Annotated in this window: 19 protein-coding genes and 1 tRNA gene; 2 read left to right on the plus strand and 18 right to left on the minus strand. The window is 41.5% G+C overall.

The window, feature by feature from the left end; all coding sequences use genetic code 11:
- Window positions 1-92: 92 nt before the first annotated feature.
- From ACHCNF_RS05980 to ACHCNF_RS06020, 9 genes are all read right to left on the minus strand, one after another.
- Window positions 93-581 carry a dihydrofolate reductase gene (locus tag ACHCNF_RS05980; RefSeq protein WP_408071872.1) on the minus strand — a complete coding sequence of 163 codons (489 nt, stop codon included), beginning with the start codon at window positions 579-581 and terminating at the stop codon, window positions 93-95.
- Window positions 582-610: 29 nt separating this feature from the next.
- Entirely contained in the window at window positions 611-1,462 is an 852-nt protein-coding gene (gene thyA / locus ACHCNF_RS05985; protein ID WP_408071873.1) for a thymidylate synthase, read from the minus strand.
- A gap of 184 nt (window positions 1,463-1,646) precedes the next feature.
- On the minus strand, window positions 1,647-3,248 hold the full coding sequence (locus tag ACHCNF_RS05990) for an MBL fold metallo-hydrolase RNA specificity domain-containing protein (protein ID WP_408071874.1): 1,602 nt from the start codon (window positions 3,246-3,248) through the stop codon (window positions 1,647-1,649).
- A gap of 57 nt (window positions 3,249-3,305) precedes the next feature.
- The gene (locus ACHCNF_RS05995; protein ID WP_408071875.1) at window positions 3,306-4,742 is read right to left on the minus strand and encodes a sensor domain-containing diguanylate cyclase; all 1,437 of its coding nucleotides are present in this window, start codon (window positions 4,740-4,742) and stop codon (window positions 3,306-3,308) included.
- Window positions 4,743-4,867: 125 nt separating this feature from the next.
- Window positions 4,868-6,784, minus strand: a complete 1,917-nt coding sequence (locus tag ACHCNF_RS06000; RefSeq protein WP_408071876.1) for a peptide ABC transporter substrate-binding protein — start codon at window positions 6,782-6,784, stop codon at window positions 4,868-4,870.
- A complete protein-coding gene (locus ACHCNF_RS06005; protein ID WP_408071877.1) occupies window positions 6,781-8,064 on the minus strand; it encodes a sensor domain-containing diguanylate cyclase in 1,284 nt (427 codons plus the stop codon). The genes ACHCNF_RS06000 and ACHCNF_RS06005 overlap by 4 nt, the downstream gene beginning before the upstream one ends.
- A 380-nt stretch (window positions 8,065-8,444) precedes the next feature.
- On the minus strand, window positions 8,445-9,155 hold the full coding sequence (locus tag ACHCNF_RS06010) for a spermidine synthase (RefSeq protein WP_408071878.1): 711 nt from the start codon (window positions 9,153-9,155) through the stop codon (window positions 8,445-8,447).
- 35 nt (window positions 9,156-9,190) lie between these two features.
- The gene (locus ACHCNF_RS06015; RefSeq protein ID WP_408071879.1) at window positions 9,191-10,162 is read right to left on the minus strand and encodes an alpha/beta hydrolase; all 972 of its coding nucleotides are present in this window, start codon (window positions 10,160-10,162) and stop codon (window positions 9,191-9,193) included.
- Between the two features lie 260 nt (window positions 10,163-10,422).
- On the minus strand, window positions 10,423-11,565 hold the full coding sequence (locus ACHCNF_RS06020) for a PP-loop family protein (RefSeq protein WP_408071880.1): 1,143 nt from the start codon (window positions 11,563-11,565) through the stop codon (window positions 10,423-10,425).
- Window positions 11,566-11,887: 322 nt separating this feature from the next.
- Here ACHCNF_RS06020 and ACHCNF_RS06025 point away from each other — a divergent pair, with 322 nt between their 5' ends.
- Window positions 11,888-13,879 (plus strand): methyl-accepting chemotaxis protein, encoded by a 1,992-nt coding sequence (locus ACHCNF_RS06025; RefSeq protein ID WP_408071881.1) that lies wholly within the window; start codon window positions 11,888-11,890, stop codon window positions 13,877-13,879.
- 249 nt (window positions 13,880-14,128) lie between these two features.
- On the opposite strand, the gene ACHCNF_RS06030 is transcribed toward ACHCNF_RS06025, so the two are convergent.
- Window positions 14,129-14,210: transfer RNA gene (locus tag ACHCNF_RS06030), tRNA-Leu, on the minus strand.
- 192 nt (window positions 14,211-14,402) lie between these two features.
- Between ACHCNF_RS06030 and ACHCNF_RS06035 the strand changes: the two genes are divergently transcribed.
- Window positions 14,403-15,935, plus strand: a complete 1,533-nt coding sequence (locus ACHCNF_RS06035; RefSeq protein ID WP_408071882.1) for a GGDEF domain-containing protein — start codon at window positions 14,403-14,405, stop codon at window positions 15,933-15,935.
- Between the two features lie 40 nt (window positions 15,936-15,975).
- Here the strand turns inward: ACHCNF_RS06035 and ACHCNF_RS06040 are convergent, their stop codons facing one another.
- From ACHCNF_RS06040 to ACHCNF_RS06075, 8 genes are all read right to left on the minus strand, one after another.
- Window positions 15,976-17,460 (minus strand): M20 family metallopeptidase, encoded by a 1,485-nt coding sequence (locus ACHCNF_RS06040; RefSeq protein WP_408071883.1) that lies wholly within the window; start codon window positions 17,458-17,460, stop codon window positions 15,976-15,978.
- 21 nt (window positions 17,461-17,481) lie between these two features.
- Window positions 17,482-18,258 carry an amino acid ABC transporter ATP-binding protein gene (locus ACHCNF_RS06045; protein WP_408071884.1) on the minus strand — a complete coding sequence of 259 codons (777 nt, stop codon included), beginning with the start codon at window positions 18,256-18,258 and terminating at the stop codon, window positions 17,482-17,484.
- Entirely contained in the window at window positions 18,242-19,030 is a 789-nt protein-coding gene (locus tag ACHCNF_RS06050) for an amino acid ABC transporter permease (RefSeq protein WP_408071885.1), read from the minus strand. The genes ACHCNF_RS06045 and ACHCNF_RS06050 overlap by 17 nt, the downstream gene beginning before the upstream one ends.
- Window positions 19,031-19,448: 418 nt before the next feature.
- On the minus strand, window positions 19,449-20,450 hold the full coding sequence (locus tag ACHCNF_RS06055) for a transporter substrate-binding domain-containing protein (protein ID WP_408071886.1): 1,002 nt from the start codon (window positions 20,448-20,450) through the stop codon (window positions 19,449-19,451).
- A gap of 216 nt (window positions 20,451-20,666) precedes the next feature.
- Window positions 20,667-21,800, minus strand: a complete 1,134-nt coding sequence (locus ACHCNF_RS06060) for a metallophosphoesterase (RefSeq protein WP_408071887.1) — start codon at window positions 21,798-21,800, stop codon at window positions 20,667-20,669.
- A gap of 249 nt (window positions 21,801-22,049) precedes the next feature.
- The gene (locus ACHCNF_RS06065; RefSeq protein ID WP_408071888.1) at window positions 22,050-22,514 is read right to left on the minus strand and encodes a hypothetical protein; all 465 of its coding nucleotides are present in this window, start codon (window positions 22,512-22,514) and stop codon (window positions 22,050-22,052) included.
- Between the two features lie 104 nt (window positions 22,515-22,618).
- Window positions 22,619-22,759: a hypothetical protein gene (locus ACHCNF_RS06070; RefSeq protein WP_408071889.1), complete on the minus strand. Its 141-nt coding sequence runs from the start codon at window positions 22,757-22,759 to the stop codon at window positions 22,619-22,621.
- A 197-nt stretch (window positions 22,760-22,956) separates the two neighbouring features.
- Window positions 22,957-23,667: a hypothetical protein gene (locus tag ACHCNF_RS06075; protein ID WP_408071890.1), complete on the minus strand. Its 711-nt coding sequence runs from the start codon at window positions 23,665-23,667 to the stop codon at window positions 22,957-22,959.
- Between the last annotated feature and the right edge of the window lie 54 nt (window positions 23,668-23,721).

The following is a 23,721-nucleotide window of genomic DNA, read 5'->3' on the forward strand; positions in this document are numbered from 1 at the left end:
GCGGCATATATACAAAATCCCACTATTTTAATAGCCTCGCCAGCAGAAGAAATGGAGCCCGCAGGGAGTTAGGATGTGGGAAGTTGTCGTTTTTATTTGCGTTTGTAGGTTCTAAATGTATATGTAGTGTCGAAGTATGCCTGTTCTTCGCTCTCCTCAACAAGCTCCCAGTCAGGGTCCTCGTCCAGGTTTGTAAAGAATCTGTCTGCCTCGAAGGTGCGGTCAATCTTGGTAACTATGCAGGTATCTGTCATTGGAAGAAGCTCTTCATATACCTTTGCACCCCCGATGCAATATACTATGTCAGTATCGTATTCTGATATTGCTTCCTTCAATTCATCAAGATTATGAACAACAGTAGCGTTTTTTACTACATAATCAGGATTGGTTGAAAGGATGATATTTTTTCTTCCTTCAAGAGGCTGCTGCCCGGGGAAAGTCTCCAGTGTTTTCCTTCCATACACAAGAACCTTGCCCATTGTCTCTGCTCTGAAGTTCTTCATATCGTTAGGGATTCTGATAAGAAGCTGCCCCTTATTTCCAATCCCCCAGTGTTCGTCTGCTGATAAAATTATTTTCATATACTATTCTCCTCGTTATTCTTTCACCTTTAGATTGCTATCGGTATATTTGTGATCTGTTCCCCTGCCACTTCATAATTCTCAAGTGATACATCATTTCTTGTAAATTCATAGAAATCATGCACGCCAGGATTTAAGTGGAATTTCGGTGCAGGCTTAGGCTCACGCTTTATAAGTTCCTTAATGATATCCACGTGTCTGTCGTAGATGTGAGCGTCTGCTATAACATGTACAAGCTCTCCCACATTCATATCACATACCTGAGCCAGCATATGTACCAGTACAGAATATTGGACCACATTCCAGTTGTTGGCTGCAAGAACATCCTGAGAGCGCTGATTCAGGATCGCATTGAGAGTCAGCTTATCATCACCCTTTTTCTGTGTAACATTAAAGGTCATGCTGTAAGCGCAAGGATACAGATTCATCTCGGACAAATCCTGATGAACATAAATGTTTGTCATTATTCTGCGGCTGAAAGGATTGTTTTTCAGGTCATAGATAACCCTGTCCACCTGGTCAAACATGCCTTCCTTGTATTTATGCTTAACACTCATCTGGTAGCCATAGGCTTTTCCGATTGAGCCGTTCTCATCTGCCCACTCATCCCAGATATGACTGTGAAGATCATGTACATTATTGGACTTTTGCTGCCAGATCCAGAGCATCTCATCCGTCGCACTTTTAAGTGCTGTCTTTCTAAGTGTCATGATCGGGAATTCCTCAGCGAGGTTATATCTGTTTACAACTCCAAACTTCTTGATGGTATAGGCCGGAGTTCCATCCTCCCAGTGGGGACGCACCTTCTCGCCCTCAGTACTCGTGCCGTTTTCAAGGATATCCTTGCACATATTTATAAAAATCTCATCAGCTTTACTCATTTTTTCCCCGCTTTCTGATTAATAATTTTTCAGGTTCCCCCGATATCTTTATAGGTCTGTTCTTTTGTCAAAGCAAACTTCACCAGGCACAAAAGAGTCTCGCCAAGTGTTATGCACAGCAAAAGGGAGCACATCCAAAGGACATACTCCCTATAGTATACTCAGTATTCATTTTTTCTTCAATTCAGTTCTCCCACTTATCGCACAGAGCAAGGATCTGGTCTGCAAACTTGGCTTTATCCTTGTTGGTCATGCCCTCACTTCTGGCAATAATAGCGGTAAGTCTTGCGCCTGCTGCCTTAAGCCTTGTAAATACATCAGATACAATCTTACTTGTCTTCTTGATCGCAGGTACGGGAATACCCTCTTTCAGAATCTGACCGGAGATCAGGTCAAACTCTGTTCCGCTGTAGGGTGCATAGGAATCAAAACCGTATTCATCCCTTAGGCAGTTGGCAAAGGCAGTGCAGGATGCATCATCTCCGTGAACCACAAAGACCTTCTTTGGCCTCTCCGTAAATCCTCTTATCCAGTCAAGAAGTCCGTTTTTATCAGCATGGCCTGAGAGTCCTGACAGCTTGCATATCTCAGCGCGAACATCGATCACCTCGCCGAAAAGTTTTATCTCATCAGCGCCTTCCAAAATCGCACGTCCCGTTGTGCCAATTGACTGATAACCCGCAAACAGGATTGTGGATTCCTCTCTCCAGAGGTTGTGCTTTAAGTGATGTCTTATTCTTCCTGCTTCGCACATACCTGATGCAGAGATTATTACTTTAGGTGTCTCTTCCTCATTTATAGCCCTTGATTCCTCTGTTGTTATAGCGAGGTTAAGTCCCGGGAAGGATATTGGATTGATATGCTTTTTCACAAGTGCAAGGGCCTCTTCATCATAGCAGTCAATCGCATGGTCGCTGAAAACCTCTGTCGCCTCCACTGCCATTGGTGAGTCCACATAAACAGGGAAATCATCTACTGCCGTTACCAGATGTTCCTTTTTAATTGTCCTTAGAAAGTACAGTATCTCCTGTGTTCTTCCGACCGCAAAGGAAGGGATGACCACATTTCCGCCTCTTGCAAAGGTTCTGTTAAGTATTGCCGTCAGCTCGGCAACATAATCAGGCTTCTCGGAATCGTGATATCTGTCTCCATATGTAGACTCCATAACAACGTAATCGGCTGTTTTGGTCTGTGCAGGGTCTTTTAAAATCGGCTGATCATGGTTTCCGATATCTCCGGAGAATACTATCTTTTTCTGTACTCCCTTTTCAGTTGCCCATACCTCAATGCTGGCAGAGCCAAGAAGATGACCGATGTCAGTAAATCTTATGGTCACCTCATCGCATACCTCAATTTTCTTGTTGTACTCGCAGGGAATGATGTGGCGCAGCGTATTGTCCGCATCCTCCATAGTATAAAGCGGTTCTATCTGCCTGATATCCTTGTTGCGCTTGCCCTTGCGGCTTCTCCACTCTGCCTCCTGCATCTGAATATGTGCGCAGTCACGAAGCATAATATTGCACAGATCCGCAGTCGGTCGTGTCATATATATTTTTCCGCGAAATCCTCTTGAATACAGAAGGGGGAGATTCCCCGAATGATCAACATGAGCGTGTGTCAGAAGCACGAAGTCTATCTCGGCAGCGCTCACGGGAAGCTCAGCATGCTCAAAGGCTATGCTTCCCTGTTCCATACCGTAATCCACCAGAATGTGCTTATCGCCAATCTCCAGGTAATGGCAACTACCTGTAACAACATGGTCCGCACCAATGAAACAAAGTCTCATAAGCACCTCCTAACATTATGCCGTATATATATATCTGTTCCATAAAAACAGGCTATATCATTTTTTCTTAAGCAGCTTTTTGTTCTCGTACATTTTTGTATCTGCTCGTGTAAAAACAGAAGCTACGTCTCCATTTCCTTCATATTTCGCCATTCCGCAGGCTATAACAACTCTTCCACCGGCATTGGCCTCTTCATTGCGCTTTGCAATAGCATCTACCAGAGCATCTATGTTTTCATAGTCCTCGCCCTGCGATATTACAGCGAATTCATCGCCGCCAATTCTAAATACCGGACTGAATTTGAAAATCCTGCATATTGCACTGCAGGCCTCACGGATATACTCATCTCCTGCCTGATGACCTTTAGTGTCATTTATCTTTTTAAGGTCATTCAGGTCCAGTATAGTAATAGCAAATTGTACATCATCCTCCTCCAAAAGCCGGCGGTTAAGTTTCTTCTCAGCTTCCTTGTAAGCAGTTTTGTTTTTTACGCCTGTCAGCGCATCTGTACTGGCTTTGGTCTGAACCTGTTCAAGGCGCTCCAGATACTCCTTCTTTATACGCATGGCATCGGTAACATCCTGACACAGTCCAAGAAGGCATTGTCTTCCGTTGTTGTCGGTAAATTTCAGCTTCGTCGTCTGGAACTGCCTCTGATGACCGGTTGCATCCGGCACATTCTCATAGAATATATACGTTTTATCCATCGAGAGTGCAATCTTGTCATCCTCTACAAAATGATTGGCCGTATCCCAGTCGAATATCTCAAAATCAGTCAGCCCCACAACCCCATCCGGAGTTTCTTTATGTGCATAATCGGCAAAAGCCTGATTACATGCAAGATATTTTCTTGTATTAACATCCTTGGAAAAGGTCATTGCAGGCATATTTGTAAGGAGCGCAGTGACAGATTCCTGCAGCTCTGCTATTCGTCTTCCTGCGTCCGCTTCTTCCTTCAGCTGGGCATTTTCTTTTTCAAGTCTTGCGTATGATCCTGAAATCGAGCTGCTCATGGCCTGTTTTAGTCTGATATCAAAAATCCTTCTCCCAAGTTCGTCTCTTAATTCCTTTCCAGAATTGTCACCGGAAGTCACTTCCTGCGCTTTATAAACTCCTAAGTCCATGTACCATACAAAGGCAAGCTTAGCCCCATTATCCTTGATCACATGGGTGCCGTAGCAGTGTATGATTCTGTATTCTCCGTTTGTTTTCCGGCGAAACAGCACATCATAAGGATCGCCATCCTTAACAAAATTGTAGGAGCTTTCCGTTAATGCAGCCAGATCATCCGGATAAACATCCTGATACATGTCTTTATTCAGAAGTTCATACACTTCTGTCTTTGACATTCCTTTAAATCCGAACATATCGATAAAGCCCTGTGAAAGAGCTATGGTAACTATCGCTCCATTTACCAGCTGATACACTGCAAAAGGTACCCGGCTGTTTTCCATAAAGGAAAGTTCTGCGTCACTGTATTTGTATTTTTCCAAGAGATGTGCCCTCCTGTCAGATACAAAAAAACTAAACCTATATATTACATTTTATCATGCACAAAGCTTTCATTTTAGTTATTTCCCAATATTTAAGAAACAATTTACTTTTAGAATTTATCGATTTACTCCGCAGGTTCTCCAACATATTCTTTCCACTTATTAAATTCCTTCTCAAACTCCTCCATATTCATTGAGTCCTCGTAAATCCTGCAAAATTTGTATCTCTGTGAAGCTATCCCATATGCTGAATACTCACCCTCAAATTCATTAATTTTGGACATAACATAACCATCGCCATTCATTATTGACATTGGTATCACAATAGCATGCTCCAGAATAATACTCTCCGCCTCTGCATATGTCTCCATTCTCTTTTCAATATCCGAGGTGATATTCGAAGCTTCCTGAATCTTTGCCTGCCATTCATCATGGATTTTCTTCACGTTTTCATCACTACAAAGGTGCCAGAACATATACGCACCCTCATCGGTAAAGGGCTTTGTCCAGGTACTGGGATCGTCATAATCCGCGCCCCACCTGCATTTCATAAATGCATACATTCCGCTTCTTCTGGCAGGAATAAGATACCCCGTATCTCCACCCTGCTCAACTATTACATCTATAAAGTCCTCGCCAAGAGTAGCTTCCAGTTTATTCTTGATGTAGCGGGCCTCATCTTCCCAGCCCTCCAAAAAAGGATTGTAAGGCATAAGCATCTTTATGGGAAAAGTAACTCCTGCTTTTTCGAGCTCTTTTCTTGCTTCATTTCTGTAGTTCACAGCCTTCAGAATACTGTAGGTATTTGCATCCTTATATTTTTTCAAAGGCTCCAGGTCTATATAGTCCTTGCCGTTTACCACAATCGCCCCACTTGGTGTAAATGTATTATTCACCAGGGACTCAGGCTCATAGGGCTCATATATCTTTGCAATATTGGTCTTGTTTATCGCACACAATATAGCTTTTCTGAAATTTTCATTTACAACTGCCTTCTCCCAGTTCTCAGGCTCATATCTGGAATCGAAATTGGATTTAAAATTAAATGCATAAAAATATGAAAATGAATAATCCGGTCTCGATCTGTGTATCTCGTCTTTCATCTCCGGGTTTCCCAGATAATGCTCAAGCTTATCCGGGCGGATTACAGCTTTGTCGATGCTCCCTTCCATATATCTCTCGGGACCGATTGTTCCCGCTTCCGTGTCATAATAATTTTCCACTCTGTCTATATACACATTTCCGGCGTCCCAGTAGCTTGGATTTTTTACAAGGATCTGTTTTTCAAGCGGCTGAAAATAGCTAAGAACATATGCTCCGTTGTACAGAAGGTTCTTGTTGTTTCTGGCAAACATGCTTCCAACCTCATTAAGGTACTTCCTGCAAATCGGAAGATAGGAAGTATATGTCAGAACACTCGGAAAAAATGTGCAGGGCTGCTCAAGCTCGTAGACAAGGGTTTTATTGTCCAAAGCCTTGACGCCTATATCAGAGGGAACAACCTCCTTTGGAGGATTTTCATATGTATCGGGCGCAAAAAGATACTTAGTATATTCGTAGTATTTTCCTGCGTTCTTAACTACAGAACCTGTAGTATACATATATTGGCAGTCGGAATCGTTTGCAGCATCATTTACATATTCTGCAGCTGCAACAAAATCATCCGCAATTACATCTGCGTAATACTCACCCTTATAAGTGACCCAGGTGATGTCGTCTCTTAAATGAAAAGTCCATTTAGTCGCATCCTCGTTGGACTCCCAGCTACTGGCCAGTCCGGGGAGAATATTGCCCTTTGAATCATAATCAACTAAGGAATCAATGACATTGGTGCTTATAGCTGTATCGATAGCTGATATGGTTTTCAAATAGTTAAGCTCATATACCTCAGATGAGTACAAAGTTCTGAAAACTGAAGCATCTTCCCTGTAGGCATTCTCCAAAATATGATTTTCAAGGTCCGGAAGTTTCCCACCGCATCCCCCAAGAATGCTGCTTGCGAGGATGGGCATCAATAAACAAAGGGCTGACATTTTCTTCATCCTCGCATCTCCTTTCCTATTGACTCATAATACTTCCTCTTGCTTTCATACATTTCCTCCTCGGCTTCCTTTATGACTACAGCAAGCTTTCTATCAGGAGTAGCCATCGAAAGTCCGCAGGCCACATGATATCCTGCGTCAGAAATTGTCTTCTCAACTTTTTCCATGTCCTTTCGGACCATATCTTCATTTCTGTCATATCTGAAAGCAACAAATTCGTCGCCGCCGATCCTGTAGGTATTGGATTCTCCAAACTCCTCGCATATAGCCTTGGCAATGGTTTTTAACATATTGTCACCTGCAAGGTGTCCCAGATTATTGTTTATGTCATGAAGTCCGTTTACATCAAAATAGATGCAGGCAAGACCGTCTGTGCCCTGCTGCAGATGTTCGCAGAAATACTCATATCTGTTGCGGTTCTGAAGTCCTGTAAGAGCATCCACATTGGCTCTTCGCTCTATTCCTTCAAGTGATCCTGAGGTTATTTTCAGTATAAAAAGGAAATACGCAATGAAAATAACAGCTGCCACCAACAGGTAATAATTCAGAGCTCTGCTAAGGGGCTGCATCTGCGCATAAACATCATCCTCCGGAACGCTGACCACCATCTCCCAATCAGCAAGATTCATGGGAAGAAAGCAGTAGTATTTTATTATCCCTGTTGATGCATCTTTTCCTATCGCATATCCGCTTCTGCCGGATAGAATAGAGTTTTTCAGATTATCATCCACACTTATCTCTGACACATTTATTTCCACGTCATTTAGATTTTTGCCGACTCTTCCTGCAGCATCAATAAGGAAAACTCCACTGCTCCTTTCAATCACTGATACCGTTGCATGTCCATCGTAAATTTCAGGTGCCCATGCATTCATGATATCTTCAGGTGTCGTTGTACCATACAGGAAGGCTATGGTCTCATCGTTTCTTCTTATAGGAACAAAGCTTCTTAGATCATATACCCCCTCTCTCTCAAGGTCCTTTAAAAGAGTGGAAATATGCTCACCCCTGGCCTTTATGCTCTCAAAATCCAGCACCCCGGTAGCATCCAGATCCATGCCGTTTATTCTTATAACTTTATTATCAGATGTGAGAATAGCTATATCTGAAATAAGCGAGTTTACATCGTACATATTCAGATACATATTGACTTTTAGTGAATGTAAAGACTCGTCAGATGACGAAATGATATTTGCAATGATGCGGAGCATATTTCTGTCCGCACGAAACTCGCCTTCGATTGACTCGATGGTTTCCTCGGTAGCACTTTTAAGCTTCAAATAACTCTGTTCTCTGGAATATTCCCTTATTATGACCACATAAATTAACGAGAGAAGCATTAAGGATGCTATAAGTATGATAGTCGCTATAAGACTATATCTTTTGTATGTATCCCGATTTTTATATCTCATATACTACTTAATTCCGTGCTTAAACTCTCTGTGTCTTGCACGCATAGGCGATTGTTCTTTGTTTTCGTTCGGAAAGACACGTTTTTCTGAGTAAAAACGATAATCTATAACTCTCCCGATGGTACTATACTTCACTATAAAAATTGTAGCATAGTGTTATTTACTATTTATTAAAAAATAGAGAACTTTTTCTAACGAAATTAAGTTAATTTCGGTTACGTAATATGAGTGAAAAGAAAAAATGTAATCTAAATTTTCCTGTCGGATGCCATAAGAATACAGTTTCCGCCACCCTTACACGGAACTATTCTGGTATATTTAAATATTCTCTTTAGATTCTCATTCACAAGATGAGTCTGCATGGATATCACATCCTGCGCCTCATTTATCATGTTGATAGCATATATTCCATTGGGATTAAGAAGAGAATATACGCTTTTTAGTGCATATTCTGACAAAATACCCATCGAAGCTTTGCTTCCTGTGTAAGCATCAAAGATTACAAAATCATATTTGCGATAGGTCTTAACGCTCTCTGTAATGAAATCAAGGCCATCCCTGATTATCACCTCTATCCGCTTATCACTAAGATCAAGTCCGAAATACTCCCCTGCAAGTGTCACGTATTTTCTGTCTACCTCTATAACAGTGATTGTGCGCTCAGGATGTCCTTTAAGATAAATCCGCGGAAAAACAAAGCCGCCTCCTCCTATGAGAAGGCAGCTATTTAGCCCGGTGTGATGCTCTGTTATCAACTTCAGAGTTTTCATATAATTAAAAAGCGGATCAATGTCACCATAGCCATCAAGATACATACCGGATTCCCTGACACCATCGTATAGCAGAAGTCTTACAGCACGGTGATTCTCTATAGTATCCTTTATCTCTATATGCCTGTCCGCAGAACGGAAGCGCGTCCTCGGAAATAAATATAATGAAAGCTGCTCCAAAAGAGTCATTGACATATCCCCCGATTACCGAATGCTCGCAAAGTTTATCGAAGATCAAATTGTCCAAGGAACTGTGTAACCTCAGTCATATAATGATCAGGATCATCGAATACTCCCTTTATATGTTCGCAGTCTATATGAACCTCAGTCTTATCGGGACTTGCCACGTTATCATAAACCTCCATAACCTTTTCAGGAAGGCAGGTCTTGTCCTTATCAGAGACAATGATCATTGTGGGAAGCTCATCCTTAGCTACCTGTGCAATGGTATCGCCATCCTTGTAGTCGATTCCGTTAGCTATTTTCATATAGGCACCGCAAGTGAACATAAGATAATCAGATACCGGCCCGTACATCTCCTTAGGATCGTCATCTCCAAATATAGATCTGAGCATATACTCCATCCCCGGTACCGGGCTGTCGCAGATAACTGCATCAGCCGCATCAATTTCTCCCGGTGTTACGTTTGAAGCGTAGATAGCGGTAGTCTGTCCGCCCATGGACTGACCGTGCACAACTACCTTTTCCTTGCCGAGAGTCTCTCTGGAATATTTTACCAGCGCCTTTACATCCAGAGACTCATTTATGCCAAAAGTTACCTTCTTATCAGGATTTGAGCCGCATCCTCTCTGATCAAGAGCAATTACGTCATAGCCTCTGTCAAGATACTGCTCTGCCAAAGGATATGAAAATACACGGTCTCCGCCTGCCCCGTGAACAAGAATTACGCACACATCTCCGCCATTATCAAAATATGTTGCAGGAACTTCATTACCATCCTCTGCAGCAGCTGAGATTTCCTTTCCAATGGACGCATATTTGCTGTTAAAGCCGTCAAGATCATATCCCCATTCAGCAAGCTGCTTTATGCTATTACCAACAGTATCATTATTTTTGTTTTGGTAAAGCACCTGATCTGTTATCATAGCCCCCATTCCAACAGATAATCCTATAACAAGGACCACCACAATAATTGCAATAATTGACAGTACTTTAGTGATTTTTTTCTTCTTCATTTTTTGATTCCCCGCTAACTTTTTTTATATCCCCTCATGTATTATTAAATACATGACATCTTGAATCAAAGATTCAAGATGCCTTCAAATAGGCCATTCCAATGCGACTTCGTCGCGGGCCTATTTGCCTCCTGAATCATGTTCTCACGAAACCCGCAGCTAGTGCGGGTTTCTGAAATATCATTCAAGAACTCATACAAAATAAATACTATCAAAAAAATGCCAATAAATCTTCAATTATTTTTAAATGTAAAATCTGTTCAATACTCATCAAGGAAATGATGCTTAACACCTTTTTTCTTGTATGCGATCACCGTATCCAGATTGACGTTTTCAACACTCTTAAAAATGTTAGACTCCACAAAGGGATTCACCTCTTTTAAGCTTGCAATGAGTTTTTTCGTCTCAAGTCTCTTGGAGGATGTTGTTCCGTCCTCATGGCATGTGGAGCAGGTCTCTGTAAAGTGGCATGCGCACTGCAAAAAATGAAGGTCATTATAATCACGCCAGGAACAGATGTCGCTCTCTCTCACAAAATAGAGAGGTCTAATGAGCTCCATTCCCTCAAAATGTATACTGTGGAGCTTAGGCATCATGGTTTGAACCTGTCCTCCGTATAACATTCCCATGAGAATCGTCTCAATAACGTCATCATAATGGTGTCCCAGTGCTATCTTGTTGCAGCCAAGCTCCTTAGCCTTATTGTAGAGATAGCCTCTTCGCATCCTCGCGCAGAGATAGCAGGGATTTTTCTCTATAGTATCCACCGCATCAAAAATATCACTCTCAAATATGGTGACAGGTATCCCGAGAGCCTTGGCATTACTCTCGATAAGTGCCCTGTTCTCCTTATTGTATCCGGGATCCATCACAAGAAAAGTCAGTTCGAAATTACACTGTCTGTGTCTTTGAATCTCCTGGAAAAGCTTAGCCATAAGCATAGAGTCTTTTCCGCCGGAGATGCACACTGCAATTTTGTCACCTTCCTCAATAAGTTTGTATGTCTTACATGCCTTTGCAAAGGGTGAAAACAGCTGCTTGTGGTATTTCTTCTGAATGCTTGACTCAGCCTTTTTGCGTCTCTCTTCCAGATCATCTGTGTCTGATATCTTAGAGCACACGTATCCTGTATATCCACCCGACAGGCTGTAGCAATCCCATCCTGCCAGAAAACCGGTATCATCCAGGTCTCTCGTCTTCCTGCCAAAATCGCAATAAAAAACAAGCTTCTTGTCAGCAGGAAGCATCGCTATTTTTTTCTCTGCCTCATCTACATTATCCAAAGATATAGCAACAGCATCAGGGATCATCCCGTAATCTCTGACCTGTTCATCTCTGATATCAATAGCCACATATTCATCTTTGCCAAGCTTCTCAAATTCTTCTAAAGAGATTTCCTTCATCTAAAAACCTTTCTACTTAATTATTCATAATGAACCAAACAGCGCCCACCATTTAGATGATGAGCCTTTTTAACATACCGCACAAATACTGTCTAAACCAACCCTTAACATCAATTTTTACATCATTTGATTCTAATACCCCAAATAAAAATCCGTCAATCAATTTCTATATCCGTATACCCCTCCTCTCAAGTCAGCTTTTTGGTAAATAAAGATAAATTTTATATTAAAAAACCGTTAAAACCATTATGTGTGCTTATTCTGCGAAGTATAATCAAGAAAAGACAAAGTTTATTGTTTACCCTATATTGGAGGTCTCAAGATGGAAAAAAACAAGATGAGCGTTATTGACAGTGTCAAAACAAAGCTGATTGCGGTGATGATGGCAGTTACGGCTATTCCGCTTGTTGTTGCGATAATAGTAAGCTATGTAACATCTACTAATAAGGCTTTGGCTGACGCCCAGGAATCGCTTGAGTGGCAGGCCTGGTATGTACATAGTAATTTTGAAAAAACAGTAGATGTTAATCTGAATATGATAAGGAGCATCGCCAGCAACCCTACAATTGTACAATATGTTATTGGTGAAGCCGGAATTCCACTTGATGCAGTTCAGGCTACTCTTTATCAGTACGATCAAGTTATGGGAGATGATCAGAATACAGCCATCACCAATGATCAGGGTATGCAGATTGCAAGAGGAACCGGAGATTGTATAGATGTATCTGAACGAGAGTACTTCAAGGAAGCAATGGCAGGCAAAGTGTTCATCTCCAATGTTACTGTCAGCAAAACAACAGGAAGAAGAATGATAACCTTCTCTGCACCTATTAAGAATGGTGACAAGGTTATAGGCATTGTTCATAGAAACTATGATCTGGATAATCTTCATGAGCTTTTGGCATCAAATGCTGAGACTGCATTTGTAGTCGACAGAAACGGTATGGTTTTAGCTCATGCGGAATATGAGATTGGTGAAGGTAAACATGATGAGGTAGATGTATCATCCTCAGAGTTTTATACATCAGGACTTGACCAGGGCTTTTATAAGTCACAGACATCATTTGGCACAAACTATATGGCTTATGTAAAAGAGCCAAAATCAGGATTCGTAGTTGTCACAGGAAAAGAAGCCGGCGTTATTATGAGTTCAGCAAGACAGTCTGCCATAATCGTTATTGTTGTTGGCATCATATTACTTGCTATCGCTATTGTCATTTCCTTTATGATGGCTAAAAGCTTCACAGATCCCATTAAAGCTGTTGATGAATCCCTTGAGGCATTGTCAGATGGACGATTTGTTAAGGTTAATAAGCATGATAAGAGAAAAGATGAGTTTGGAGCTATCTCCAAGGCGACAAATACAGTTATAGAAAAGCTTGATCAGATTGTTAATAACATAAAGGAATCTGCTTCCAATGTAGGAAAATCTTCAAATGAGCTTTCGGATATGGCTAACCAGATTTCCCAGACAGCAGAGGATGTATCCAATGCCGTTCAGGAAATTGCATCAGGTGCTACCCAGCAGGCAGATGAGATACAGTCAGCATCTGAAAATGTAGGTAGAATCGGCGATGCTGTAGCAGGAGTCCAAACTTCTACAGACGATCTGTCGGGCATAGCTCAGAAGATGAAGGAGGCTTCAGAGGTTTCCAGCAAGTCACTTCATTCACTTCAGAAATCTTCTACTGAGATGACGGCTAAAATTGATGACATCTCACAGACTATAAGAGCTACCAAGGATGCTGTAAATACCATCAGTGAAAAGGTAGAAGGAATAACCTCCATAGCAACTCAGACTAACCTTTTGTCACTTAATGCTTCTATAGAAGCAGCGAGAGCAGGCGAAGCAGGCAAGGGATTTGCAGTAGTTGCAGAAGAAATCGGCAAGCTTGCTGAAGATTCCAAACAGATGGCTGATGAAATCAGAAAAGAGATGGAGATGCTTCTCGAGCAGTCAGATGCAGCCGTTACAGCAGCCGAAGATGTAAGGCAAGGCAACAATGATCAGCAGATTGCTCTTGGAGAGACGCTGGATGCTGTTAATGGAATGCTTGAGGACATCGGAAGCACAGTAGGAGGTGTTCAACTCATTTCTGAAGGCGCCGATACCTGCGATACATCTAAGGATGCAGTTATAGATACAATGAGTGCTCTTTCTGCTATTTCTGAAGAAAATGCTGCTTCCTCTGAGGAAACAGGAGCTTCCATGCAGGAGCTTTCAGCTACTGTTACAACACTGGCTGCTTCTGCTAACAGTTTAAGGGATATTGCAGAAGAACTTAATGAAGAGATGCAGTTCTTTAAGTCCTAATACTTAAAGCATTTATAACATGGAAGGCTGCCGCACTTTTTGTAAGTGTTGCAGCCTTTTTCTCGCTTTTGTTTTTGCAGAAGATGGGGTGAAGCGGATCCAGAAAAAGGTCCGGGGGACCTTTTTCCCGCTGAACCGACCGACGATGACCGCCAGGTCGAGGAGACCTTGAACCCTGGGTTCAAGGGACTCCTCGGCATGTAACAAAAAAGGGATAAGCCCAAATTGGCTTATCCCCTTTTTGTTTCATGCAGAAGATGGGACTTGAACCCACACGCCTTGCGGCACAGGAACCTAAATCCTGCATGTCTGCCAATTCCATCACTTCTGCTAACCTAAATAATATACAGCCTACACATAGTTTCCGTCAATGCATATTTTCCTATTTTAGATAAAAAATGTTAAATCCTTTATATAAATTTCATGCAATTATTCTTATCACATTTGGCGACTTTTTAATCAATAAATTATATAATTAATACGAAGTCACTCATACAGGAACCATTCCATTAAGGAGGCCCCTATGACTAATTATTTCAACCCTAAAAATCTGGTATCAGAAGATATAGATTACAATTCTTTTCCTATACATAATCGGAGAAATATCAGCAAATACCTCAATTCCATACTGTGGATATGTGTTTTGACAGGCCCCGCTATTGCAACGGGAATATGGCTTGGCATCTTTTCAGCTGTAACATACAGAACCTGCGCAATAATTACAGTGTTTACTTTTACTATTGCTCTATTGCACTTTTTTATTATAAAAAAGCATCCTGATTCTATTTTTTCCAGTTCACTTGCCCTTTTGGCGTTGGAGATTTTGATTGCCTATATGGATTACTCTCACATCGACATTTGCATTACATGGTTTTTCGTTCCTCTGCTTAGCATTTTTTATTGTGACATCAAAATTTTCATGGCAGCTACAATATCCAATTATATAATAATGATTATTTCCCTATGGTTCTCCTCACCCTTTTATTCACAGTATAATCTTGAGTACCATACTTTTATCAGTTTCTTTAAAAGCGCTATTTTCGGTCTCACCATAGAAACAGTGATTATGACGATAACAGGTTACACCCTTGCAAAAATAGCCAGAAATTACTTTGACAATCTCCTGCAAAAACGTAAAGCCAACGAAGAGCAGATTGACATGCTCAATTCTCAGATGAAGATACTTGGCGCCATGACAGGAATTTATAAATATGCAAATCTCCTTGATTTTAATCAGATGACAGAAATGTCCCTTCTCGATACCTCCTATAAAACTCAGACCATTAATCTGCTTGCTCATGCTCACAGCAGAATGAATCACATGCTTAAAAGACGGGTTACTGATGATTATTTTGAAGATTTTCAGATATTTACAAATATGCGCACCCTTAGAGAAAGGCTATTCGGCCATTCCATCATATTTGGCGAATTCATGGACAAGGAAACAGGATGGTTTCGCGCCCAGTACATACCTGTTGAATCAGATGAACAGGGCGTTCCATGTCTGATAATCTACACTGTCCAGGACATAGATGCAGATAAACAGCGTGAAGAAAAACTGATAAACCTCTCTCTGACAGATGCTTTGACAGGGCTTTATAACAGACGCTGTTTTGAAAAAGACATTTCACCTTATTTGCAGAAGGCTCCGGAGCCTGATCTTGCCATATTGTCAATTGACTTAAACCGCCTGAAATATGCCAATGATACAAAAGGCCACGCAGCAGGTGACGAACTGATAAGAGGAGCTGCTGAGAGCCTTCTTGCCTCGATATGTACCTGCGGAAAGGTTTACCGAATAGGCGGAGACGAATTTTCAGCCATAGTTCATACAGATAATGTCGAAGAGCTAAAGAATACAATCGATAAAGCAGCATCCAAGTGGCATGGTTCACTTATTGACACTCTAGCCATGTCAATTGGTTATGCAACCGTCAAGGACTATCCTGAAGCTGATATCAACGAGCTTATAAAAATAGCGGACGATATGATGTACGACGAGAAGAATCGCTATTATATTGAAAACGGTCTTGACAGAAGAGGCAAGAGAAATTAAAAATGTCCCAAATCCTGCTCGAAAGTGGGATCTAGGACATTTACAGAGCCTCCGCTATAGCCTCTTTGGGAATAGGGCACACATAGCCGGTAGCTGTTCTTTTCTCAAACTCTTTTCCTGCCTCAGTCAGAAGTTCAGGTTTTTCAAACAGATCAATTGCTGCAGCACACAGAACCTTGCCTGCATGTACTGCCGATTTGTGGCCTATCTCAGACCTTGCAGAGGATACGTTCTGCCAGCTGTGTCCCGGGCATCCGTTTGGCCAGGCGGCCACATGTATCTGCGCCGTCGGGCAGTTCCAACTGACGTCACCAACATCTGTTGATGATGGTTCAAACGCTTCTTTCTGAAAATGAGGTAATAAAAATTCGTTCATTCCAGCGCTGTATTCCGTACAGTCACTTGAACTGCCTTCTCTCTGCATGACTCGTGCATTCTCAGCATATTCCGTATCGAAATCAGAGCCAATACCCGGTGCCTTATCCCATCCATCGTAGGTCTTTGCAAGCCGGGATGCAAAGCTTCTCTCTTCTTCAGAGTAGGAAGGAACACCCAGTGCTTCAAAATTTTTGTATAGTACTTTTTCCAAAATCCTGTTTGTCACCGTATCTGACAAGCCATCGACAAACCTGCGGTCATAGGTCGTCTCCGTCATGAGAGCAGCACCTTCAGCTATCTTATCCACTCTCTTCTGAAGCTCCACAGCCTCAGCCACATGGTTTGATCTGACCATATAGAGAACCTCTGCTTTGGGCTGAACCACGTTGGGGCTGACTCCACCTGCATCTGTTATGGCATAGTGAACCCTTGCCTTATTGCTCATATGCTCTCTTAAAAATTGAACCCCAATATTCATAATCTCCACAGCATCAAGTGCACTCCTTCCCTTTTCAGGAGCACCGGAAGCATGTGATGCTATCCCATGGAAGGTATACTGAACCTGAATACATGAATTCGAAGATCCGGTCACAACTTCATTGCAGTCCGCAGGATGCCAGGTAAGTGCAGCATCCAGTTTTTGCCACTCTCCGTCCCTTGCCATAAATGCCTTGGAAGCACATCCCTCTTCTCCCGGACAGCCGTAAAGTATAACGGTTCCATTATCAGCAGAGGTTTTTTCTCTATCCCCTTCCACTTCAAGATATTTCTTAATACCTATAGCCGCAGCAAGAGCCCCTGCGCCCAGAAGATTGTGTCCGCAGCCATGGCCGCTTCCTCCATCAATGATGGGCTTCTTAACAAGAGCGCCGCCCTCCTGTGACAGCCCCGAAAGGGCATCATACTCAGCAAGTATTCCTATCACAGGTTTCCCGCTTCCAAAAGATGCTTTGAAGGCTGTAGGTATCCCGCATATTCCTTTTTCAACAATAAATCCTTCTTTTGCAAGGACCTCGCAATATAAATCGCAGGACTTATACTCCTTTAGGGATAGCTCTGCATATTCCCAGATTTTATCCGCAACATCACAGATCAAATCTCTTTTTTCATCAATTTTACAAATCGCCTGCTCTTTTAAACTATCCATAATCATGCCTGCCTGAATTTATTACAGTACCTTACTTAGAAACTCCTGAAGTCTCGGATGCTTCGGATGATCAAAAATATCCTCCGGTGTTCCGTGCTCTAACAGCTTACCATCTGCCATGAACAGCACTCTGTTACCAACTTCTCTTGCAAATCCCATCTCATGTGTAACTACTACCATGGTCATGCCTTCTTTGGCCAGCTGCTTCATAACATCAAGAACTTCTCCAACCATCTCGGGATCGAGAGCCGAAGTGGGCTCATCGAACAGCATAACTTCGGGCTCCATCATAAGTGCCCTGACGATTGCTATACGCTGCTTCTGGCCGCCTGAGAGCTGTATTGGATATGCATCAGCTCTGTCCTTAAGGCCAACGCGGTCAAGGAGTTCCAAAGCCTTCTTCTTTGCTTCCTCCTCAGGTACGTGCTTTACCTTAACAGGTGCCAGAATCATGTTCTGCATAATTGTCTTGTGCGGGAAAAGATTAAAGTGCTGGAAAACCATTCCCATCTTCTGTCTGTGAAGATCAATATCAACCTTCACCCACTTACCGTTTTCATCCTTGTATTTTTTCTTTGTTATATCAACATCATCGAAAAGGATAGCACCGCCGGTTGGTTCTTCAAGCAGATTAAGTGAGCGCAAAAACGTTGACTTTCCGCTACCGGAAGGCCCGATGACAACCATCACATCACCCTTATCAATATCTATTGTCACGCCATCAAGCGCTTTGATTTTGCCGAAATTATAATGTTTCTCAAGGTCTACAACCTGAATAAGCTTATCTCTTGTCTCCACGGCTCATCCTCCTTTCAAAATATGCGATCACCTTACTTGTCGGGAAGCACAGGCAGAAATAAATTGCAGTAGCTACAAGCAACGGCTCAATGATAATGAAAGTAGCTCCTCTTACTGCATTTACAGCTGACATTATGTCCTGTACACCGATCGTATAGGTGATGGCAGATTCCTTGATGATAACAACGAACTCGTTTGCTATCGCAGGAAGAATATTTTTAATAGCCTGCGGAAGTATGATGTATCTCATATTCTGGAACTGACTCATTCCAAGAGACCTTGCCGCCTCAGTCTGTCCTCCGTCAATTGATTGAATACCGGAACGCATAATCTCGCACAGATACGCACCGGAGTTCATTCCAAGGGCAACTACACCCGGAAAAAATCGCTCGAATTTTATAAAGCCCATGAATGTAAAACTGGGAAGCTCAATAAGCGCACCAAATACTCCGTAGTAAATTATCGCAACCTGTACGATAACAGGTGTTGATCTCAGAATCTCAACGTAGGCTGTAGCCAGAAAATCAAGCGGGTTGAATTTTCCGATAGCAACTCCTATCCCTTTTTCACGCTGATGTCCATCCTTATCAAGTCCAAGGAATGCAAGCGGATAAAATCTTGACATCCTCATGGCTGAAAGAATAAGAGCAAGCACAAATCCAATGGCCACGGTGAAAAGAGAAAGCATCACAGTAACCAGCATGCCCTGCCAGAACAAACTGGCATAAGGCGAGATCTTAGAAAAGTTATCAATCTGAATAAAACTGTCCATATGGTTTATTATCTCCAATTTTCATATATTTTGGTCAAAAGTTCCGTTCCGGTATCTATCAAGCTAAATCACAGAACGCAGCTCATGGCTCTCACACCACTGATCCTAACGTATACTACAGACTTACCTGAATTTAACTATAGTATATCGCTAACAAAATAAAAAGAATATACTGCGAAAAAGTCACACTTCATAAAACGATATTCTGCATAAAAAGCTATAATGCGTAAAAACTTATTCTGCGTAAAAAGTTATAATGCATAAAAACTTATTCTGCGTAAAAAGCTATAATGCATAAAAACTTATTCTGCGTAAAAAGCTATAATGCATAAAGTAACTCGGGAATGCCATGATTCCCGAGTTCTCTATTTTTTCCGATTTCATAATCGAAATACCGTCTGACTTTTTAAAAATCCAATCAGTCCTCAAGTAATCCTTCAATGATCTCGCCGCTAGCCTGCTCGTTGGCAGTAGCTACAAACTCGTCCATTTTTCCTTCTTCCTTAGCCTTAGCGATAGCATTGTTAACTGCTGTCTTAAGAGCATCGTTACCCTTGCTGATGCCGATAGCTGATCCCTCTGCTCCTTCATAAGGAACATCAAGTACTACGCAAAGCTCAGGATAATTCTTAGCATAGCTCTCAGCAACTGCTGTCTCTATGTAAGCGCCGTCAAGTTTTCCTGCAAGAAGCTCAGCGATGATGTCTGTAACCTTGGTAAGCTGGATAATCTCTGCATCAGGGCTGTTAGTCTGAGCAAGGTCTACCTGAATGGAACCTGTCTGAGCACCAACCTCGATGTCAGAAGAGTTGGTATCCTCAAGGCTTGTGAACTTATCCTTGTTAGCCTGTGTGCATACGAATGACTGACCGCCTTCGTAATAGATATCTGAAAAGTCCATAATAGCTTCACGCTTCGGATCGGGTGAAAGACCTGCAACACCAAGATCAACAGCCTTGGTCTGAAGCTCCATGAGTACACCGTCAAAATCAACCGGTACTACTTCAAGCTCAAGTCCAAGTTCATCTGCTATATACTGAGCAAGTGCGATATCAAAGCCTGCAAGCTTGGGTGTTCCGTCCTCACCTACTGAGTAGAACTCATAAGGTGCAAAATCAGGGGAAGTTGCAACTGTGAGCTTGCCGGGTGTAACAGTAGAAATCTCTGCTGCAGCGCTGTCAGCCTCTGTGCTCTCCTCAGCTGCATCTGTGCTCTCTTCTGCAGCTGCATCAGCACTCTCCTCAGTGCTATCAGCGGCTGTTGCATCAGTTGTCTCAGCTGCTGTGTCCTCTGTACTCTCAGCCTCTGTGGCTGTGCTCGCTGCATCATTAGATGCTGTATTTGCTGATGAGCCGCCACAAGCTGTCATGCTAAATGTCATAACTCCTGTCAAAATAGCTGCGATAAGTTTCTTCTTCATAATGTTCCTCCTTAAAAATATTCATATATGCATTGCATAATGTATAAATATTCATTTCTTGTACGTTTTATACATAATAATACACTTGATGTATTTTATCAACCCCTAATAATTAAAAATAATCAAGAAATCTGTCTCAGATACTACAAGCACTCTATTTCAATGAATTTCCTTACATTATTTCATGACTTCTTGAACGCAAAGATGAAAAAGCGTTCAAGAATCTATAAGTGTGATCAGGTCCCATTCACAACGTTCTTCTGTTCTGAAGGGCAGCATCCAATCGCTTGCTCCCGATGAAACATACAACAGTGTATTCGGTTTTTTGAATTCTCCAAAGGCAGGGAGTTTTAAGAAAAATCTGTAAATGAACTGAAGAGGCCACAATTGACCTGCATGAGTGTGGCCTGATAGCTGAAGGTCAGTTTCCTCATCAGCAAGCTGCTCATTATCATAGGGCTGATGATCAGCCACTATAATTGCCGGTATGTCTGCATAAGGATTATTAAGATCTCCCCATTTTTTCCTGGCGTCACCTGCACTTAAATCTTCTCTGCCAAGAAGAACCAGATCATCTGAGACCTTAACAAATTCATCAGACAGAATATGTATACCGGCTTCGTTTATAGCATCTGCAAGCTCCTCATCACTGTAAGTTCTGCCTCCTGCAAACTCAGCCTCCAATTGTCTGTCATGATTGCCATAAACAAAGTACACGGGAGCCTCTATCTCTGAAAGAATCCTGTATGTGTCTGTCATCTCTTCATAGGAACTAAGCTCATCCGTTATATCCCCACCCAGAATCACAAACTCGGGATTAGCCGAATTGATACTTTTGCATAGCTCTCGCAGACTTTCTACGGACCTTGCAGAACCTGAATGAAGATCTGCCACAAATGCAAAAGTATGCGGCTTTGCAATATCATCCACAACCCATGTATGTTTTTTTTCCACATATTGATTAGCATTTATATATCCGAACAAAAAGAATATGCAGCTTATGCATGTAAAAAGAATCGCGTGTCTCTTGACGTTATACGAAATTTCATCCTTCTTTTTGCCTGTTATTTTTGTTACCAGACTAATCACACTCTCCAAGATGCCGGAAATAATATCCCCAACCAGAATCACATATAGTGCCACGAATATCTCGCCATGTCTATATACAAACACGCTTTCTATGGCAACAAAAAGAAGAGCTGTTACAGGTATCAAAAACAGTTTAACAATAAAAAGAATTAAACGGATTATGAATGCGTTTCTCTTGCGAATGGGCATTTGAAGCAAGAAGAATACTACTCCGATTATTATTGTCTCAACAATCCAGGCAATCAGAAGTCCATTATGCATATGCAGACACCTCCTGCGAATATATATTGTGCTTATCCTCAACAGTACATATACATCACAAGTAAAACATACCATATTGCGTTAATTAATATTGTTAAAAATGTATAAATTTTAGAATCATCAAATGCATATTTCAATAAAACGGCGTACCCATTTTGCTTGAACGGCGTACTTTTCTTTATACTGTTAAATGTAACTTTTAACAGTATATTAACAGTATATTAGGAGGAGACTTAAATGTAGAGTTACTCAACGATCATTGATGCCAAAGACCTTAGACGCTCCATTTATATACATTTTCATGCTACCATCCAATGTTTCCCTGATAGTAGCAGAATCCTGACTGCCATTCCTTCTGCTACCATCAACTGTTCCCCCGATGGTAGCAGAATCCTGACTGCCATTCCTTCTGCTACCATCCACTATTTCCCTGATAGTAGCAGAATCCTGACTGCCAATCTTTCTGCCACCATCAACTGTTCCCCCGATAGTAGCAGAATCCTGACTGCAAATCCTTCTGCCACCGTCCAATATTTCCCTGATAGTAGCAGAATTCTGACTGCAAATCCTTCTGCCACCGTCCAATATTTCCCTGATAGTAGCAGAATTCTGACTGCAAATCCTTCTGCCACCATCCACTATTTCCCTGATAGTAGCAGAAAAATGTTCACCCAAACGAGTTATTATAAACAGCTGCATCAGATATTTATTCAAACAGCGTCAATACCACGCCCTATCAACACAAACTAATACTCCACGAAAGAAAAAGAATATTATTATCAGCACCTGCCCTTGTAATTGTGGCCACAGCGTGTACATCAATAATAGTATCCACTAATCCTATTTTCCCATCTCCAATAAAATGCATCGCCATAATTGTCAAAAAAAGTTCCTGCTGCAATTATCATTTCTTTACAAATCTTTCTTATCTTTCTGCCCTCCTTTTTATCTTCGCACAAAAAAACACACCCCAAGAAAACTCAGGATGTGTCATATTCTAAGTATTTAAACAATGATACTAATTTAGCCTGCTGCCTGCTATCTGCTCAAGCCTGGTCAGATGTGTCATAGCTGTCAACCCCTCAATTAACAATTCATGTCCATCAATGACACAATTATACATCATGCGCCAAGCAATATAACCTATAATGTAGCATTATTTGATGTGGTTGTTAAATACCGGTTTCCTATTTACCCATATGATCGTAGTCTTATATCCCTGCTTATCCTTACAAATAAGATGAAGATAATCCATCTTAGAGAGATTGAACTTTTTGTCAGAATACTTCGGAGTTTTCATATTTTTGGTCTGGTAATTTCCCTGTATAAATGAATATCCTTTTTTTAACTTGAATCTTACAGCCTGTTTACCTTTTTCAACCGCATATCCATCTGCATACTTACCGCTCACCCTTACATTATTCGTATCAAATATGCTCCTATACTCTTTTTTACCTATCTTGAATGATTTGAAGGGATTAGTATAATTTACTACTTTGATCCGCGCCCGGCTTTTGTATGTCTTACCTTTATGCTTAAAAGACACATATATCGTAGCCTTGCCACATCGAAGATATGATACATCAATTAAATGATCTCCATTGGGATACTGAAAAAGCTCAGCCTTACAAACAGATTCATTTGAACTGGTGACTTTTATATCGCTTACTTTATTTGAGTGAAGAAATCCAAACCCTAATCCTACTTTTGAGCCGACATAACACAGGCTCTTATCCTCGATTTTGATGCCCTGTTTTATGATCATGTCTTCCATGTCAGGTCTTTTAGCAGTGGCCGACATTGGACTTAAGAGCACAGCCAATAAAACTACAACAGATGTTACGATACTGAAAATCTTCTTATTCATTTTTCGTTTCCCATTTATACTTTTTTCATAACCCTATATGTTGATTATACAGAA

Source organism: Butyrivibrio sp. NATIVEDY162 (assembly GCF_045999815.1).
GTDB lineage: Bacteria > Bacillota > Clostridia > Lachnospirales > Lachnospiraceae > Butyrivibrio.

What these genes read in the sequence shown, in the direction of transcription:
- ACHCNF_RS05980 (WP_408071872.1), bottom strand. Translation starts at nt 581, where the DNA reads ATGAAAATAATTTTATCAGCAGACGAACACTGGGGGATTGGAAATAAG.
- ACHCNF_RS06055 (WP_408071886.1), bottom strand. Translation starts at nt 20,450, where the DNA reads ATGAAGAAGAAACTTATCGCAGCTATTTTGACAGGAGTTATGACATTT.
- ACHCNF_RS06075 (WP_408071890.1), bottom strand. Translation starts at nt 23,667, where the DNA reads ATGAATAAGAAGATTTTCAGTATCGTAACATCTGTTGTAGTTTTATTG.
- ACHCNF_RS06000 (WP_408071876.1), bottom strand. Translation starts at nt 6,784, where the DNA reads ATGAAGAAAATGTCAGCCCTTTGTTTATTGATGCCCATCCTCGCAAGC.
- ACHCNF_RS06060 (WP_408071887.1), bottom strand. Translation starts at nt 21,800, where the DNA reads ATGCATAATGGACTTCTGATTGCCTGGATTGTTGAGACAATAATAATC.
- thyA (WP_408071873.1), bottom strand. Translation starts at nt 1,462, where the DNA reads ATGAGTAAAGCTGATGAGATTTTTATAAATATGTGCAAGGATATCCTT.
- ACHCNF_RS06040 (WP_408071883.1), bottom strand. Translation starts at nt 17,460, where the DNA reads ATGGATAGTTTAAAAGAGCAGGCGATTTGTAAAATTGATGAAAAAAGA.
- ACHCNF_RS06020 (WP_408071880.1), bottom strand. Translation starts at nt 11,565, where the DNA reads ATGAAGGAAATCTCTTTAGAAGAATTTGAGAAGCTTGGCAAAGATGAA.
- ACHCNF_RS06050 (WP_408071885.1), bottom strand. Translation starts at nt 19,030, where the DNA reads ATGGACAGTTTTATTCAGATTGATAACTTTTCTAAGATCTCGCCTTAT.
- ACHCNF_RS06015 (WP_408071879.1), bottom strand. Translation starts at nt 10,162, where the DNA reads ATGAAGAAGAAAAAAATCACTAAAGTACTGTCAATTATTGCAATTATT.
- ACHCNF_RS06025 (WP_408071881.1), top strand. Translation starts at nt 11,888, where the DNA reads ATGGAAAAAAACAAGATGAGCGTTATTGACAGTGTCAAAACAAAGCTG.
- ACHCNF_RS06035 (WP_408071882.1), top strand. Translation starts at nt 14,403, where the DNA reads ATGACTAATTATTTCAACCCTAAAAATCTGGTATCAGAAGATATAGAT.
- ACHCNF_RS06010 (WP_408071878.1), bottom strand. Translation starts at nt 9,155, where the DNA reads ATGACTCTTTTGGAGCAGCTTTCATTATATTTATTTCCGAGGACGCGC.
- ACHCNF_RS05990 (WP_408071874.1), bottom strand. Translation starts at nt 3,248, where the DNA reads ATGAGACTTTGTTTCATTGGTGCGGACCATGTTGTTACAGGTAGTTGC.